The 17,455-nt window shown below is 38.4% G+C and carries 11 protein-coding genes and 3 pseudogenes; 4 read left to right on the top strand and 10 right to left on the bottom strand.

The genetic code is table 11. The features are described from left to right. Positions 1–166 precede the first annotated feature (166 nt). The 10 genes and pseudogenes from CRO56_RS21070 to CRO56_RS21030 all read right to left on the bottom strand — a co-directional run bounded on the left by CRO56_RS21070 (position 167) and on the right by CRO56_RS21030 (position 12,411). Positions 167–640: a hypothetical protein gene (locus tag CRO56_RS21070; RefSeq protein ID WP_097160611.1), complete on the bottom strand. Its 474-nt coding sequence runs from the start codon at positions 638–640 to the stop codon at positions 167–169. Beyond that, entirely contained in the window at positions 637–2,709 is a 2,073-nt protein-coding gene (locus tag CRO56_RS21065) for an AAA family ATPase (protein ID WP_097160610.1), read from the bottom strand. The genes CRO56_RS21070 and CRO56_RS21065 overlap by 4 nt, the downstream gene beginning before the upstream one ends. Continuing rightward, on the bottom strand, positions 2,709–2,879 hold the full coding sequence (locus CRO56_RS23080) for a hypothetical protein (protein WP_179714393.1): 171 nt from the start codon (positions 2,877–2,879) through the stop codon (positions 2,709–2,711). The genes CRO56_RS21065 and CRO56_RS23080 overlap by 1 nt, the downstream gene beginning before the upstream one ends. Continuing rightward, the gene (locus tag CRO56_RS21060; RefSeq protein WP_097160609.1) at positions 2,860–4,980 is read right to left on the bottom strand and encodes a DEAD/DEAH box helicase family protein; all 2,121 of its coding nucleotides are present in this window, start codon (positions 4,978–4,980) and stop codon (positions 2,860–2,862) included. Before CRO56_RS21060 ends, CRO56_RS23080 begins: the two co-directional genes overlap by 20 nt. Continuing rightward, entirely contained in the window at positions 4,977–8,180 is a 3,204-nt protein-coding gene (locus CRO56_RS21055; protein WP_097160608.1) for a sigma factor-like helix-turn-helix DNA-binding protein, read from the bottom strand. Before CRO56_RS21055 ends, CRO56_RS21060 begins: the two co-directional genes overlap by 4 nt. Before the next feature lie 654 nt (positions 8,181–8,834). Continuing rightward, positions 8,835–9,533: pseudogene (locus tag CRO56_RS21050) on the bottom strand (LTA synthase family protein); the annotation flags it as partial. Between the two features lie 203 nt (positions 9,534–9,736). Next, positions 9,737–10,525 carry a 3-hydroxy-5-phosphonooxypentane-2,4-dione thiolase gene (gene lsrF / locus CRO56_RS21045; protein WP_097160607.1) on the bottom strand — a complete coding sequence of 263 codons (789 nt, stop codon included), beginning with the start codon at positions 10,523–10,525 and terminating at the stop codon, positions 9,737–9,739. Then, a complete protein-coding gene (locus CRO56_RS21040; protein ID WP_097160606.1) occupies positions 10,522–10,896 on the bottom strand; it encodes a cupin domain-containing protein in 375 nt (124 codons plus the stop codon). Before CRO56_RS21040 ends, lsrF begins: the two co-directional genes overlap by 4 nt. Before the next feature lie 23 nt (positions 10,897–10,919). Continuing rightward, positions 10,920–11,465 (bottom strand): annotated as a pseudogene (locus tag CRO56_RS21035) (FGGY family carbohydrate kinase); the annotation flags it as partial. Further along, positions 11,443–12,411 carry a sugar-binding transcriptional regulator gene (locus CRO56_RS21030; RefSeq protein WP_245856053.1) on the bottom strand — a complete coding sequence of 323 codons (969 nt, stop codon included), beginning with the start codon at positions 12,409–12,411 and terminating at the stop codon, positions 11,443–11,445. The gene CRO56_RS21030 and the pseudogene CRO56_RS21035, both read right to left, overlap by 23 nt. A 256-nt stretch (positions 12,412–12,667) precedes the next feature. Here CRO56_RS21030 and CRO56_RS21025 point away from each other — a divergent pair, with 256 nt between their 5' ends. From CRO56_RS21025 to lsrB, 4 genes and pseudogenes are all read left to right on the top strand, one after another. After that, a complete protein-coding gene (locus tag CRO56_RS21025; RefSeq protein WP_097160603.1) occupies positions 12,668–14,182 on the top strand; it encodes a sugar ABC transporter ATP-binding protein in 1,515 nt (504 codons plus the stop codon). An 8-nt stretch (positions 14,183–14,190) separates the two neighbouring features. Continuing rightward, positions 14,191–15,117: pseudogene (locus tag CRO56_RS21020) on the top strand (ABC transporter permease subunit); the annotation flags it as partial. Between the two features lie 91 nt (positions 15,118–15,208). After that, the gene (locus CRO56_RS21015; RefSeq protein ID WP_179714394.1) at positions 15,209–16,192 is read left to right on the top strand and encodes an ABC transporter permease; all 984 of its coding nucleotides are present in this window, start codon (positions 15,209–15,211) and stop codon (positions 16,190–16,192) included. A gap of 14 nt (positions 16,193–16,206) precedes the next feature. Continuing rightward, the gene (gene lsrB, locus CRO56_RS21010) at positions 16,207–17,250 is read left to right on the top strand and encodes an autoinducer 2 ABC transporter substrate-binding protein LsrB (RefSeq protein ID WP_097160601.1); all 1,044 of its coding nucleotides are present in this window, start codon (positions 16,207–16,209) and stop codon (positions 17,248–17,250) included. The last annotated feature ends 205 nt before the right edge of the window (positions 17,251–17,455 follow it).

The following is a 17,455-nucleotide window of genomic DNA, read 5'->3' as shown; positions in this document are numbered from 1 at the left end:
GTCTCATTTTTCAGGGTAGGTCTCTCCAAATGTAATGTACCAGATTTTTATGTTACGGATTATGTGTTAATAATTACACACGTATAAGGTTTTACACTATGATTATTATTAACAAGATGGTAAGCAGGTGATCAAAAATTGTTGATGTACATATAGCCGTACCTAATTATTCAAACGGACTGATTTCCTCATTCATGCTGTCAACATAATAAATAAGTTGTTTTAATAAATCGGCTTTTTCGTTGTACACAATGGTAAGCGTTCCATCCTCTTGTTCCTTGATATATGGCTGGAAGATTTCAACAATCAGAATTTCCATTCCTTTATCCGCGTATTGTTCAGCAATTCTGTAAACCTTTTCTTGGTCATCAAGGATAGATAGGTTTTGCTCATCAGAAGATTTAACAGCAATGGCTTTTAAAATCGTATCTTGGTGTTCATCTAAGGTTCCTGACCAAAGGAGCATTTCAGTGTTTTTAAGTTCGTTTCTCTTTCCAAACTTAAATCCAATCGTACTGCAAAGGACAAATAAATCTTTATTCTCTGTGAATATACGTGGACTCGATGGCTTGTCTGTTCTTAATTCACGATAGATATCAATATATTTTTTTCGAACATAAATTCGGTTTCCTAAACTCATTGTATACTAACCCTTTCTTTAGCCTTTATTATAGATAGCTCCTCTGGAGAGATTTCCTCAATGTTTGTAACCCCTTCTGAAACAGCGTCTAAAATATAAAGCTTACCCCATTTCTCTGTTTCTTTTAGGAATTTCGCCTCTTCATCCTCTTTAAATTCACTCCCCGTAACGAGAAGAATCCATTGAGGGGTAATGGTAGGGATATGGCGAACAAGATTATAACGATGATCCGGTGATAGACGTCCAAACGGAGTATCCATAAATAACGGAATCTCGAGGATAGACGAGCCACCTGCTACCTCTGCTAACGCAGTAATAAAGGATAAAGAAATAATTTGTCTTTGACCTGCAGATATATTCGCTAAGAATGGACGTCCGCTCCAGTCCAGAACATCTAACGTATAGTTATCGTTTACGACGATTTTCTTCAAGTTCGTAGAGCCACCATCATCAATTAAATGCTTAAAGATTTCATTGGCTTTTGCCTCTAAGTCAACCTTAATTTCACTTTCAAAACTTTGAATTATCTCATTAAGAGCTTCTAAGCTCTTATCTACAATCTCAGCTTTACGCTTAATTTGAACTTGTAATTCATTTTCCACATCAAGGCTCTTTTGCTTTTTCGTTAAGATTTCCTTATGCTTGAAGGCTTCTTCCAACTGTTCTTCGTAGCTTTCTAATTGCTGTTCCGATCTTGCAATATCTTTCATTAATGAATCACGATATTGAAAATTATTGACCATATCTTGTTCTGAAACTTTACCAACATTTTTCTTTAACAGCTCATAATCGTTAGTATGAATTTCTAGCTGCTCTTCAATTTGAACTACATTAGACAAGCTTTCCGAAATAGCACCAGTGTTGTACATAATATGACTAGCAGTTGTTTTTAAATCGCCGAATAGTTTCATTGCGTGCTTTTCATACATTTGCGTATTGGATTTTTGCTTCCAATCAAGTAGCTTTTCATATTCTTTCGAACCAATATGAAGCTCCCGTCCACAAATACAACTCATTTCATTTAAGAGCCGGTCAATTAATTCTGTCTTTATTTCGGATGGTACTTCTCCGCGAATTCTTTGTCCTTCTAAGTCTGCGATGAGATCTCCCACAAGATCCTTTGCAAGGAGAACACTTAATGATGGGGTAAGATCCACCATATTTTGATTCGTTTTCTTCTTCTCTTCTTCTAATCTTTCAATCGTTTTTTCAAGGGAAAGAATTTTATCTAATGTTGGACGTTGATTTTCTATTTCCTTAAGCTTCCTGTCAATATCTGCTTTTTGATTTTCAGCAAACTGAAGCTCTTTTACCTGATTATTGATTTTCTCCTGTAGTTCTGCGATTGTTTGATCTGTTTCTTCTAATTGTTGGAGGTTTTTCAACATATCGCCTGTGGAGATTTTTTTCAATTCTTGATTTATTTCTTTACGATTTTCCTCGAGTGCCTGCTTTAAAAGGAAAAGATTATCAATCTTTAAAAGATTCTTAATTCCCATTCGAATGTTCTCTTTTTGTTTCTTAGAGGCCTTCGTTAATGATTCAATCCGTTCTCCGTCAAATAAGAAGTAATTTTTAACCCGTTCATCCAGAATTGAATTGATAATCTCGCTAATTTCTTCACTCTTTGTTTCATCAAGGTATTCCGTGTTTCCGTCCTCTTTGATAATGCGAAGCTTCACAGATGGTATATCTTCATGAATATCACCTTTTTGGTCTTTTATTGCTTTAAAATACCTATTAATTTCATATTGTTCACCGTTATGAGAAAATTCGATTGTTACGCCAACGTGAATACCTTTCCCTTCTTCTGCCGCATCATCGAGTGCCTTTAAGTTAGCCAAATAGATAACAGAATCCTTATTATCTTCATGCTCGTCCTGTTCTAGGAAACGATCTCCATAAAAGCCGAATAACATCGAACGGTAAAGGGTGGTCTTCCCCCGACCATTTTCGCCGTACACTACGGTAACATTTCTCTCGTCCCCTTCATTAGCACCAGAGAATGTAATTGATTGCATACCGTAATATTGCTTGAAATTTTCCATTACAATCTTTTTCAGTCTCATTACATACTCTCCTTTGCCATTTTCTCGATGTCCCTGGATAGACGATTTTTCACGCGGGTTAGTTGTGCTCTTTCTGTATAGCTAATCCCCTTTTTAATAATTTCCTGGACTTCTTCATCATAGCTTTCTAGCCTTTGCAAAATTTTCTCGTTAATCTTCATATTCTCCATTCATGTCACTTCCTTCTTCATTTTGCATCATTTTATAAGCGTCCCAAGGTTTTAAATCGATTATATTCCGAAGGTTAAAGGCTCCTAAAATTGGAAGAATCACCTCGCGAGCTTCAAATTTATTAAGGGATCCTTCAGCAAATTCGGCAAATCTAGGAATCTCTCTTTTTAATAGCCCAACAGCAGCGTCCTCACCTAAATGGGAAGAAGGAGGCATAGCATAAAAATCATAAATAATGGCTTCTTTTTTATCCCTGTATTTACGAAGGATTCGGCCACGACGCTGGACAAACTCACGTGGGTTTGTAGTACTTGCTAGGAAGTAAGCTTCCTTTGTTGCCGGAATGTTAACACCTTCATCTAAACATTTCATCGCAACAAGAACTTGGATTTCACCATCTGCAAATTGGTCAAGGAGCTCCATTTTCTTTTGGTTAGACACGGTATAAATAAATTCATGTGCCCTAATTCCAAGTTCTGCAAGCATTTTCACTATTTCACCCGTTTTTCCTTGTGGGCTATACACAAGTGTATGCTTGATGGTTTCTATTCCTTCTTTTTCAATTTTTTCCTCAAGTATTGATTTAAGGAGCATCAATTTCTCTTCCGCGTTATTCACGATTCGCGAACGAGCAATAAGTAATTGATGGACTTTATCCCTACGCTCAGAAGGAGAAAGATTTTTATCATTTTGCGTATTAATAATTTTCCTCGTATAAGATTGGAACTGTTCGTACTCGGCATCCGTCAAAGCCACCGTTTTGGGAAAAAATCGATATGGGGTAAGGAACCCTTTTTCCACCGCCTCGGTAATTGGTAGTTCAATTACTGTTGGTTCAAAATACTCTCTTAATTTACTGCTACCCTCTTCATCGAACCAGCGATCAGGAGTAGCAGATAAGCCTATACGATATGGAAAATGTGGATGCAATAACTTTCCCAGCTTTTTAGCTCCTAAATAATGAGATTCATCTGCAATATAAAGTAAAGGTACTTTCACCTGTTCCATCAATTTTAGAAATTCATCCGTTGAGCCTGTTGCATGAGTGGTGATTATGCATAGGTTTGTTCTTAACCCTTTATTCACTTCGAAAATTTTCGTACGAAGCTGGGATCTCCAGGCAGAAGAAATCCCTTGGCGAACTATCGGATTAAAGCCAAACATACGGACTTCACTTTCCCATTGGTCGACTAAATGATTAAAAGGAACCGTGATCAAAACCACGCTGGTCTTGTGCTCATTCACAAAACGAGAGGCAGCAGCAAGAGACGTGATGGTTTTCCCTGTACCCGTCGCCATTTCAAACAGTCCTCTACCATGGTTCTCAAACCATTTTTCTATTGCTTCCTGTTGAAAATCACGTAAAGTAATATTTTCCGGAAGTTTAATTTGAAGTTGCCTTTTTGGAACAGGAAGTTGATAAGGTCGGACGGTATTTTCTTTCATTTGAACAATGTCCATTTTTATAGCCTTTGGCAGCTCATACACATTATAGAAATTCGATTCTTGTAAAAAGGATTGATTAAAACGAGTTTCATGTCCCTCCACAAAACCTTGTTGCCCTTCAATCCAAGAACAAAAAACGGACACTCCTTCACCATTGAAGCTAGCCTGTTCTGAATCGTTCAAAGAACCATGAAGAGCGACTTTATCCCCATTGCTATCTTCAAAAATCGCAAATTTATCATGAAAGTTTCCTCGATTATTTTTCGGTACAGCAATTTTAATTTCTAAGAGGCCGTCTGCGATAAGCCATGCTAGTAAAGTAAGTCTAAAACTCTCCATCCTTTTCTTCATCTCTTCTACTTGCAGAGCTAGCGATTGATAAAGAATGTCATTTTGTTTGGCCTCGCTTCCTATTCGGAATGCATCCCAATCTCTTTCTTCTATATGTGGCGAAGTCACTAGAATGATTTTGCCTTGTTCCTCCGCCATTTTTAATAAACCGTTTGTACACAACTCAAGCCACGATGAGGTAAAATAGCCCACCCCTCTTTTATAAGAAGTTGCATGTGATAGCAACGGATTGAATAAATCTTCAAAAATATGATCAGTGGCATTATCGTAAATTATCTTTAAATCTAAGGAACGAAATGTCATCCTCTCACCATCAATTCTTTTAAGATTAGTTCATCATTTACTAGTTCATAGTCCAATTCCTTTTCTGATGATGTCAAGTAATATCTAGGAATACTAGACTTCCGGCACATATCTATCGAGAATAAATACTTTTGGAGCTCAGCTAACTTTACATAGCCATCATATTTATTTTTCAATAAGTAAGACAGATATTCATGTTCGCTCTTGATACCAAATTCATTAGCTTTAGATAGAATACCAACCTTTTTCGATCCTAATAAAACGAAGGCATCTGTATTTTCAAGAATTGAAACTAGCAAGGAGTGATTCCAATCAAACAGGAGATTAATGTCTGGGAACTGCTTCACTAAGTTTTTATTCGCAATAATATCCCGCTCGATATGGATAAACGGCTTATCCTTATTTTCGGTTAAGAATCCTTCTAGCACTTGAAACAATTGATTTTCCTTTTCTTTAGTCCACTCAATTAATTCAATATGTGCAAATTCATCTGGGAAAACCTCTAAGATTTTTTCTCTATTTTTGGAATATGCCATATAATAAGTGGACATTGCCCAACCACGTTCTTGAACAAATTCCTTATAAATCTCGTCCCGCAAGAAATAATCATTATTTTCGAGGAAGAAGGTTTCAAATTGTCCCGCGACTGAAAACTGGTCGGTTTTATATTTTCCTACTGGATGAATATGCGGATATCGAGTAAAATCAAACTCTTCTGAGTAATACTTCTCCAACAGATGATAGAGGACTTTTCCATCTTTTACTCCCATTTGTAAAAGGGTTGATTTCCGTTCTTCAAAAATGGTTTCCACTGAGTAGCTGTTTTGAAGTGACAACGTTTTTTGCTTTGCGTAACGGAAAATCCTATCCATATCGTCCTTTTCGAAATCTAAACAATTCATGTGAATAAGTCCATCAGACGTTTTTAGTAGTAACTCAGATGCAGAAATGTATTGTTCATACATTGTTTTTGTCCAACCAAGGTTTTTCATAAAATGCCTAGAAAGCTCCTCATTAGATACATAGCCATCACAATCTTTTACATAATCCTCAATAATTTTTTTCTTTTCCTTCCGTTCATGCCCAATCATGACAAGAGTCGGAGAACGACTGTAGTTAAATGCTTCTGGAAAATGGATTTTGAGAAGGGAAAAGAGCGCGTGCTCTGTATCAATTTCTAAAGAACTAAGTATATCCCCGAACTCCCCGAATGCAGCATTGGTATTAATCTGTTTAATATCCTGAGACAATTGAGATTGTAACCAGTCCTTGATGGGAGCCAAAGTTTCCTTCGAAACATTTGGATGCACAACGGAAATATGTTTAAAATATCCGATTTCCCATAACAAGATGACATGTTCATCTCTTGTTAAGTTCGCAATAATAGATCGTGCTGTATCGTTTTTAAATTCCTGAGGGAAATATTCATGCAATTTCTTGATGAACAGATCCTTCTGTTTATAAACTGCTAACCCATTAGCAAATTCTTTTTCAAAAACAATTTGGCACATTCTAGTTTTTGAAATCCGTTGCTTAAAGGTATATTGATTCTCACTTGCTTCCTCAAAAGATTCGGAAATTAATTCATCTGTTAACCTACGAAAATCACAAATCTCTTTTGCCGGAAAATATTCCAATACATATTCTTCAATTTCCTCACGAGAGTAGATATGTGTTTCATTCCGGTCTTTAGCAATATCAGATTTAAAAGCCTTTATCTTGTCATAAAAAAGATCCCGATCATCAAGGGTTAAGTAATTACCATAAATATTAAATGGAAGAGCATATACATAAATAAATGAGGACGCTTTTTCTATTAAAGCTTCTTCCCTGTTATTAAAAAAATCATATACATTCAAAAAGGGATATTGCTTAAGTTCACTTTCGATAATGGAAAACAGCTTATTATAGCGGACAAACATTTTCTCTAAGCCTTTAGAAATAATCTGCCTGATTCTTTCTCTAGTAACATCAAAATGTTGGCCAATCTCTTCTAAAGTACATCCATCTAATCGTTGAAGCAAAATACTCCAGTCCCTGTCAGGGAAACTATCAGGTTTCCTTTTATCAACAAATAGTTTAAGTGATTGAAAGAAAAGCTCCTTTAAATAGTCAGTCGGTAAATGTTCAAATATTTTAGCGGACAACTCTCTTCGTTCAACCTTCTTATAACCGTTGTCTTTTAAAAAGCTTTCTAAATCATATGGAAGGTCACCAAGATACTTCATATCATGCACTTGAAGTAATTCAAACATTTTGTTACCCCAGTATTTTCTTTCAAGAGGAATAGTCATGAACTCCTCCTCTAAAGGGATTTGCTCCTCAATAAACAGAAAGCTATTTTCAGTCGAAATCCTACTTAAATTTTGAACTTTCTTTTTTGTAGGAGTTTCCTTTTTGAAAGTCAAATTGTTATCAATCGTGAAAAAGAACTTTTCAACCGATCTTTGCGCGACATTGGGAATATCTAACAGAAACGACATATCAGTTGGCAAGTCTCCAACTTTTTCATACCCATAGTTATTCAATACTCTAAGGATTTTTGAAGCGGGTATACTTTCGTCTTTAAGGGACATATCCCGCTTAACAGATGAAAGTATATATGTTTTCTCTTTAACGGAAAAGACCAATTCATTTTCTATTGACTTTTCTTTTTCTGTGCTATTTAATAGTGTGCTAAGGTTGTTTCCAGATTGATTTAAAGTTTCTTCTGGAAGTACATCAAACCCTTCTGATTGAAAGAAAGTTATTACTTCCTCAATCTTCATATGTTCATTTATAACATGATGCAAAGGTACCAGATGTAAATCATACTTTTCAGCAATCCCATATGGTTCTAACTGTATCTTTAAAAAGGCATATTTATATTCAAAATCAAGAATAGTACTTTTATTTTTTTTATCAAAAACCAGTGTGTATCCTTTCCCATTTTCATTGAAAAATTGATAACGCTGCAACTTTCCTGAAAATCCAACACCCTGAAAGGATAAATATTTGATTACAGTCCAAAAATGAGCTATATGCTGCTTATATAATTTTTTTAATTCTTCTATCGTTATATCCCCATACGTCTCCCAACCATACTTTTCTTTAATGGTTGACAATATATTACTTTTATGGCTAGGTAACCTCTTTTGGTTCAATAACGAAGGTATTTTATAATTTAACATATAATCACCTAATTTTAATTTGGTATCCATCAGTTTAGATCCTATCAAAACGATACACAAAGAACAATAGATAGCAAAAGGAAGTTTATGGAACACAAAAAGTATTGCATAGGATAGTGAAATCTTTAATATAAAGTTTTGAGATACAAAGAAAAAAATTGGACGTATCCCTAATAAAGAAATAAAGAATTGAACCAGTTTAATAGATGACTTGTTCTGTATGGGACTTGGAATCCACCCCGTCCGATAACTTTCATTTTCTGGTCAAAATTGACTTGTTTTCATACAGATCCAAGGACAAGAATTAAATAATATCATTTAAAATGTTGATAAAACATTTTTTATTTACCTAATTAATTCATATACCCACATATCTGGCATTCCAGCAATTGGTAGTTATGGTTTTTCTACAATAACTGCTTCAGTTGTTAGATACACCGGAAAAACGTATGATTTACTACAATATAACCTAAGTAAAGATATAGAGATTACATCTTCGTTTAATGATTATAAAATCTATAGAGAATGTTGGCTTTAAATGGAGAGGCGGGCATGATACCCTTGTTGGTGGGAGAAATCTTTCCCACTGTACGTTTTCTTAAGAAGTCATACCCATAGAGAATACCTTTTTATGAATACAAAAAGAACCACCTCGAAATCTCTTCCAAGGCGGTCCTTTTCTTATTATGGTTCTGTTACGACTTCTTCTTCATCCTTATTCGGATTGTTGTAGTCATACTGTGACCGGTCAACCGGCGTAAAATCTTCAGGTGTGTAGAATCGGAGTAAGTCTCCGTTTACGACCTGGTCAGAGATCGATAGTTTTTGCTCGACCATTTCTTGGTATTGTTTGGCTTCTTCGATTTTGGCAGGATCTTCGATGATCTCGTCGGTTTTTGAATCGTAGAATTTGCCGTCTACCTCTGTTACGGTTGGGCTGACGAAATCGCCGTTACGGAATGGGATGAGCTGGTTGTGCTCTTCAGATAGTAAGTCTGTTCCGAATTGGACGTATTCTTTTGAATCAATTCCGAGTAAGTGCAAAAGTGTTGGCAGGATGTCGATTTGACCTCCATACGTGTGGTTCACGCCGCCTTCCATGCCTGGAACTCGGATGAACAATGGAACCTCTTGCAAGGTTGCATTATCAAATGGTGTGATTTCTTTGCCTAGGACTTGTTCCATCAAGCGGTTATGGTTTTCAGAGATGCCGTAGTGGTCTCCGTACATAATGATGATGGAATTGTCGTATAGGCCTGTTTCTTTTTAATAATCAAAGAATTCTTTTAACGCTTCGTCCTTATAACGCGCTATCTGGAAGTCCGTGTCTACAGACGGATCTCCTTTTGTGTACGTGTCAATCGTTACTTTATCTTCATTTATTTGGTCAAATACCGTAATTATCCTTCTATTCCATCAAGGTATCTGTTTACAGTACTGATTTATTTCTTGTGCTGCAAATGTAACCAAAAAATTGCTCCTCCAAATTGTAAGACTTGTCTATAACAATTGAGGTGCAGTTAAATATTTGAAATTGTTATAAAGTACTACTATATATCCTATATATCCTATATATCCTATTAAATCTACACCTTAACATTCGCACTAGCCTCATACAATTCAACAGCTTCATCCACCGAAAACCCATCCTTCACAATCGCATGAATCGCCTTAATCATCGCAGTTGGATGAGACGATTGCCAAATGTTACGCCCCATATCCACCCCTGCTGCTCCCTGGTTCATCGCATTATAGGTAATCTCGAGTGCCTGACGGATGGTATCGAACTTTGGTCCGCCTGCGATGACGATTGGGACTGGACATGTGCTCGTTACCTTTTCAAAATTCTCACAGTAATACGTTTTGACAATATCAGCACCCATTTCCGCTACAACTCTTGAAGCTAAAGCTAGAAATCTAGCATCTCTTTTTTCTAATTCATGACCCACTGCAGTGATTCCTAGAACTGGAATTCCATAATCATGGGCATCCGTTACAACATGAGCTAAATTGGTAATAGTCTGCGTTTCATTTTTAGATCCCACAAATACTGATACCCCTACCCCCACTACATTATGTCTGATGGCTTCTTTTACTGAAGTCACAATCGTTTCATTTGATAAATCGTTTAATACAGTGGGTCCGCCAGATACACGTAGAACCATTGGCTTTTCTTCATCCTCTGAGATACAGGCAGCCAGCGTTCCTCTTGTTAAATATAAGGAATCCGTATAAGGCAGAAGCTCCTTTACGGTTTCACCAGGCTTCTCGAGTCCTGTAATCGGACCTAAAAAATATCCATGGTCAATTGCGAGCATGACCGCTCTACCATTTGGTAATATTTTGTTTAAACGGTTTTTAAATCCCCAGCTCATGATGGGTTCACTCCTTTATTTAAATCTGGTTTATCAATCGTGACAGAGTCATTTCTTCCGATATGTGGTGATTTGATGAAGACAGCTTTAAAATTTTGATTGGAATTGTTAATTAAGTAATGAGAGTCATGCGGCCGGCACTGGATCATATCCCCGGGCTTCGCTGGAACTCTTTCATAATTGATATAGAAATCAATCTCTCCTTCGAGAATGTAAAAGATTTCTTCACATTCTGTATGGTAGTGATTCGGAAAATCCTGACCTGGCTTTAAGACAACTACACCGACGTCCACATTGGGGCCTTTTGTTAAATATTTGGGACCGTTATCGCCAAATCGGTATTCAAATTCGTTCTCATTTACTTTCTTCATTCATTCACCTCCCTTCAAGCTATGTTTGTGCAGCCATTTGACGGGTCTACCTGTAATTGACCCGATAATTTAAATAGAATCCAATCATTAATCATCGAAATCGAGTTTGCTTTTTCATAGATTTCTCGTTGATAATTTTTCTGCCATAACAGTCTTGGCAGTGCCCCTAAAGCGAAGGTTTGCCCGGAAAGCGCATATATTTTTTCTTCTAGCTTTTCATCTATTTCCTTTAAAGCTTTTACTTCCTCTGAAGCACGTGCATCTACGTTGGCACATGCCCAAATTTCTTGACCGTTTTGATCATATAAAACAATGCCTTCTCTCATACTTGTTGCACTAATCGCTATAATATCTTTCGGATCGACTCCCGATGAATCAAGAACGTTGTGGATGCACTCGACGACAAGCCTCCAGTTTGCAGCGTAATCAAAATCCATCGAACCTGGATATCTTTGATCAGACAAGTGCGACCATTCATATTGAGAAACGCCTTTTTGGTTCCCTTCCTTGTCAAACAAGACTGCTCTTAAACTTCCTGTCCCAGCATCAAATGCCAGAATGTGTTCCATTTTGCGAATTCACCTCCATATTCATTAGAGAAACAGCAGTTGTCTCATCCGTAATCATCGTGTGAATATAGCCGCCCTTCAAGGCACCATAGATTGCATCGATCTTTTGATCACCCCCTGCAATCGCAATTACATTGTTTAGAGATTTGAGTTTGTTGAGATTCATGCCAATCAGCCGTTTATGGTGAGGCAGGGATAGAACTTCACCATTGCGGTCAAAAAATTGGCCTAATATGTCCCCTGCTGCATTTTGCTGTTTGATAAAGGTAAGTTCATTTAAGGTCATTTTTTCCTCTTGAATAATGGTAGCATCAGGAGATAAGCCGCCAATCCCAACCACTATGTATTTCGATAAGCATCCCAGCTCTAAAATCTCTTTAATCGAGGGTTCAGAGAGGAAGCTTTCGGCCATTTCCTCTGTGGAAGCGAGGAATGGGGCTGGAATGATATGAATGTCATGAAACCTCTCCATCCCGCCATCCTGTGACCTCCGGTTATGCAGATAGTAATTGACTCCACCTGTTAGTGTCACGACTGATATTTTGCTTTCGGGCTCGAGTGTCAGATAATCAATCGTTCTCGATACAGCTCTCCCCCAGCCAAGCCCTAACAGATCATTTGGCTGCAGCTTGTGCTGTAAGTATTGCGCAGCTGCGCGGGATAAACTCTCACTTAATTCCCTTTTATTGACGGGGGTCGGAATGATAAAGGCGTTTGGCAAAGAGAATGTTTCCTTGAAATCTTTTTCAATGGACAAACCATTTGTGTTGTGCCCTTTTATATGAAACTGAACGATTCCTTCGATTCTGGCTCGCTCCAAAAGCCGAACAACCTTTGTTCGTGATAAATCCAACAAGTCTGCAATCTCATTTTGCGTTAAATTTTCTTTATAGTAATACCAGGCTACTTTGACCAGCATGTTTTCTGTATATATATCACTATTCATTTGCTCGACTCTCCTCAAAAAATGTTCACTCGGTAAATTTTTGTTCATGCTTTTACCCAAAATATATCCCTGCAAATTGCCAAAAAGAACTCATTTTTAAAAATTTTGAAAATTAAATAAATAATAAGAATAAATGATAAACCAACTGTGTAAATAAGTAACAAGCATTTCTTCCTTATTGCACATTTTTCGAGGTATGAAATTTTTGATCAAATGTAAGCGCTTTACCAGTATTGAACATGGTGGTGAATATGAAATGGGTCTTCCATCTTCTCCTTTATTACAAATAGAGCAAATGTATAAGCACTTCGCGGGAAATACCGTACTAAAAGGTGTCTCTTTATCTCTAAATCGAGGTGAAGTTCATGCGATTGTCGGCGGAAACGGGGCTGGTAAATCTACCTTAATGAAGATTATTACGGGCTTATATAAGGCTGATGAAGGTGTAATGAAAATTAAAGGGAAGCCGTGTGCCTTCTCTTCTGCCCATGAAGCTCATCTGGCTGGCGTGTACCTTGTCCCGCAGGAGCCGCTGATTTTTCCAAATATGACAGTAGAAGAAAATATTACAATCGGTCTTCCTGGTTCAAAAGCAAGTTTAAAGGAAAAGGTTGAAAAGCTGCTCGTAAAACTTGGGTGGAAGTTGAATCTGCAGCAGACCGCACTCACCTTATCGATTGCTGAACAGCAATTAATTGAGATTATTCGCGGTCTTGCAAGAGAAGCCGATATTCTGATCCTAGATGAGCCTACCTCTACCCTTACATTTGCTGAAATCGACTCCTTGTTTCTAACAATCAGACAGCTTAAGGATGAAGGAATTGGCGTCTTTTATATCACGCATCGCCTGCCAGAAATTTTTCAGCTTGCCGATAAAGTATCTGTATTAAGAGATGGGATTATTTCGGCACAAGGGCATGTATCCGAATTTACGTATGATCGGTTACTGGTCGGTTTAATGCCTGAAAATACGGTTGTTCATCAAGAAAAAGAAGAAAGTGAACAGAAGGGTTTAACCGATGATCAGGCTGTAAACGAAGAAGTATTAAGAGTAGAGCACCTCTCTGGCAAGCGTTTCAATGACATTTCTTTCACCCTTCATGCAAAAGAAATACTGGGAATAGCAGGTGTTGTTGGTGCTGGCCGGACTGAATTGGCTGAAGCGATTTTCGGGCTTACCCCGACAGATCACGGTGATATCTGCTTGCATGGGACCAATATCGAGCATTTATCGATCCATCAGCGAATTAACGAAGGTCTCGTTTATGTCCCCGAGGACCGCCATAAAAACGGCATTTTCTCACTGACTTCTATTCAAAACAACATATCCTCTGCCATTCTTCATCGTCTCAGTAAATTCTTTCTGCCCTTTCATCACGAAAAAAAGCTTGCCAAAAAGTATGTTTCGGAATTACAAGTCAAAGCAACTAGTACTGATCAAGAGCTGAAGGATTTATCTGGCGGCAATCAACAGAAAGTGGTTTTATCCAAATATTTAGCTGCTGCGCCAAAGGTGATTATCCTCGATGAACCGACAAGAGGAATCGATGCCAGTGCCAGAAAAGATATTTATCGGATCATTCAGGAATTGAAAAATAACGGCTTAGCTGTTCTTTTAATATCGTCTGACATGGAAGAAATCGAAAGTTTAAGTGATCGTGTCATGGTCATGCATGAAGGAAAAGTCGTTCAAACATTAGCGAAGGAACATATCAAATCAGACATAATCACACGTTTCGCATTCGGTTTAAGTAAAGAGGTGATGACATGATTTCCGCGCTGGTTCGATTTTTAAAAGCAAGAGAACTCTCGATCCTTGTTTTAATGGTCGCTTATATTCTCTTTGTAGGAGCATTCAATCAGGAGTTTCTTGCTGGAAATTCGATCACCATATTAATCAAGGCCAGTGTCATTCTCGTCGTGATGGCGATTGGCCAGTCGTTTGTACTATTTACTTCTAATATTGATGTTTCGGTTGGATCGGTGATGGGTCTTTCTGCAGCGGTCTGCGGGGTTTTATTAACAGCTGGCATGAATGTTTGGCTTGTCGTCCCGATTGTTCTATTAGTTGGAACAGTTGTCGGCTTCTTAAATGGAGTGGGAGTATCCTATTTCAACATTCCTTCGATCATTATGACACTTGGGATGCTAGGTGTGATTCGAGGTACGATGCTGATTTACACAAAAGGAATGTGGATTGAAGATATCCCAAACTTTTATAAACAATTATCTGGTTTAAAGTTTTTAGGAATGAACTTTCCGGTTTGGATCGTCCTGATCCTCTTAGTCCTTTCTCATATATGGCTCACTCGCACAAGATTTGGACGGTATTTTTACGCGGTGGGTGACAATGTCGAGGGAGCTAGGTTAGTAGGAATTCCGGTTCAAAGAGTGACCGTCTTAGCATTTATCCTTTCAGGGATTTCTGCTTCGATTGCCGGTTTAGTCTTTGTGATGAATATAGGGTTTGTCCCGAATCAGACTGGAACCGGGCTCGAGCTCCAGGTAATTGCCGCAACGGTTTTGGGCGGGGTCAGTTTAACAGGCGGGGTCGGCAGTGTGATTGGTGCTGGGTTAGGAGCTTTGTTCTTTACCGTAATCAGCAACTCCCTCATCTATTTGAAAATACCAGCTTACTGGAATAATGCCATATCCGGGTTCCTGCTTTTACTGATTGTGGTTGGAGATTCGAAGTTTCAGAGATTCCTTAAAAACTATAGCTTTAAAAAACGTCAAACTGAGATTCTTGATGATGCTGCTTCTTTAATAACAGGAGGTGCTAAGCCAGATGAGCAAAATAAAGCCACTCATTAGGTGGGAATCCGCTTTAGCTTGTTTGATTCTGCTGGAGTGCATCCTGTTTGGCATCATCTCACCTGGTTTCTTGAACATAAGTAACTTGCTTTACAGTATGAATGACTTTGCCTATATTGCTTTAGCTGCGATTCCGATGACTTTTGTGATTATTACAGGAGGCATTGACGTTTCTGTTGGTTCAATCATGGGATTGACCTCGATTGTCTGCGGCGTTCTCTGGATGAATGGGTTTTCGGTATGGTTTGCGGCTCTCATCGCGATTGTGGCTGCGATTTTAGCAGGAAGCGTAAATGGTCTTTTAGTCGCTTATACCAATGTACAGCCCCTTGTTGTCACGTTAGGCGGAATGTTCTTGTTTTCTGGAATTGCTCTCGTTATTTCGGGCGGATCTAGTGCTTCCGGATATGAAGGAATTAGTGGATTTCCAAACCCATTTGTCGAAATTGCGAATGGGCAATTATTAGGGATCCCGAATCCGCTATTGATCCTGATTTTATGTATCTTCCTTTTCGGTGGTTTACTCCACTATACACGGTATGGACGTCAAGTGTTTTTGGTGGGGATTAATATAAAAGCCGCTAGGTATAGCGGGGTCCATACCAAATGGACCCTGATGAGTACCTACATGCTATCAAGTCTTGGAGGTGGTATTGGCGGTATCATCCTTACATCCTACTTTAGTTCTGCACGGTCAGATTTAGGAGCTGAAGCGGTTTTGCCAGTCATTACTGCGGTTGTGTTAGGAGGTACATCGATCTTTGGCGGGAAAGGAAGTGTGTTAGGGACTGCGATTGCAAGTATTTTTATTGGCATTATGCAATACGGTCTGCAGATGGCTGGTCTATCAAGCCAGCATATCAGTGTCGTGATCGGTTCCATCCTCATTATTTCTGTATGCTTGCGAGATTCTAATTGGCACTCGATCCTCCGTTCCAAAAATCGTCATCTTGTTTTAAAAAAATAAGGGGGTCCTTCAAAATGAAACGTATAAGAGTCATTGGTTTATTGGTATTATCGCTTGTTTTAATCTTAGCGTTAGCAGCTTGCAGCAGCGGCGGTCAAAAAAGCAAAGAGGACATTAAACTTGCCTTTATTCCAAAGCTTACGGGGGTCGGATTCTTTACTTCAGGCGGCCAAGGAGCCAAAAAAATGGCTGATTCTTTAGGGGTTCAGCTAAAATATGACGGACCGACTGAAGCGACAGTGGCCGGTCAAGTCCAGTTTATTAATAACTTTGTCAACCAAGGCTATGATGCAATCATGGTATCCTCTGTTTCAGTCGATGGTTTAAGCCAGGCTCTGCAGCGTGCGAAAGACAAGGGAATTAAAGTTTTAACATGGGATTCAGATGTAAACCCGGAAGACCGTTCCTTCTATATTAACCAAGGAACACCTGAACAATTAGCAGAGCTCTTAATTAAAATGACAGCTGATCAAATCGGCGATGAAGGAAAGGTAGCCTTCTTCTACTCCAGTCCAACCGTTACCGACCAAAACCAATGGGTCACAAAAGCAAAAGAAATGATTGCGGCTGATTATCCGGGCTGGGAAATTGTCACCACACAATTTGGAGAAAATGATGCGCAAAAATCTCTATCGGTTGGTGAAAGTATTTTAAACACCTATCCAGACATAGATGCCATTATTTGTCCAGATGCGACTGCCTTACCGGCGATGGCGCAAGCAGCCGAAAACCTTGGTAAAGATGGAGAAGTTGTCATTACGGGCTTCTCTACTCCAAACGTAATGAGAGATTATGTAAAACGAGACACTGTTAAGCAATTCGGTCTATGGGATGTCACACAACAAGGCGCCCTTGCAGCCTATGTTGCCTACTTAATGACAGCAGAAGGAAAAGACCTTAAAGTCGGAGACGAATTTGAGGTCCCAGGAATCGGAAAAGTTAAGATCGAGCCAAACACGATCCAAGGATATGATTACACTGCTGACGATAGCGGGATTATCTTACTGCCAGAGCGAGTCATCTTTACGAAGGATAATATAGATAACTATGATTTTTAATCATTAAATCAAAGAAAAGACGGTACGTAGTGATTTGCGTACCGTCTTTGTATTATTTTTGCCTTTTGGGGAGTTTTTTAAATATTACTCTGAAAGATTATTGGACTCCTTGTCAAGACTAGGGGTTTCTTATTTATAAAAAAATACCTAACCTCCCCTCGAAAAGGATTGGGTAGGTACTTCCATATCTTTTGATAACAACATC

The sequence above is a fragment of the Bacillus oleivorans genome (assembly GCF_900207585.1).
Taxonomy (GTDB): domain Bacteria; phylum Bacillota; class Bacilli; order Bacillales; family JC228; genus Bacillus_BF; species Bacillus_BF oleivorans.
Note: the sequence above shows the minus strand (reverse complement) of the source record. Positions and strands in the feature narration are given on the sequence as shown.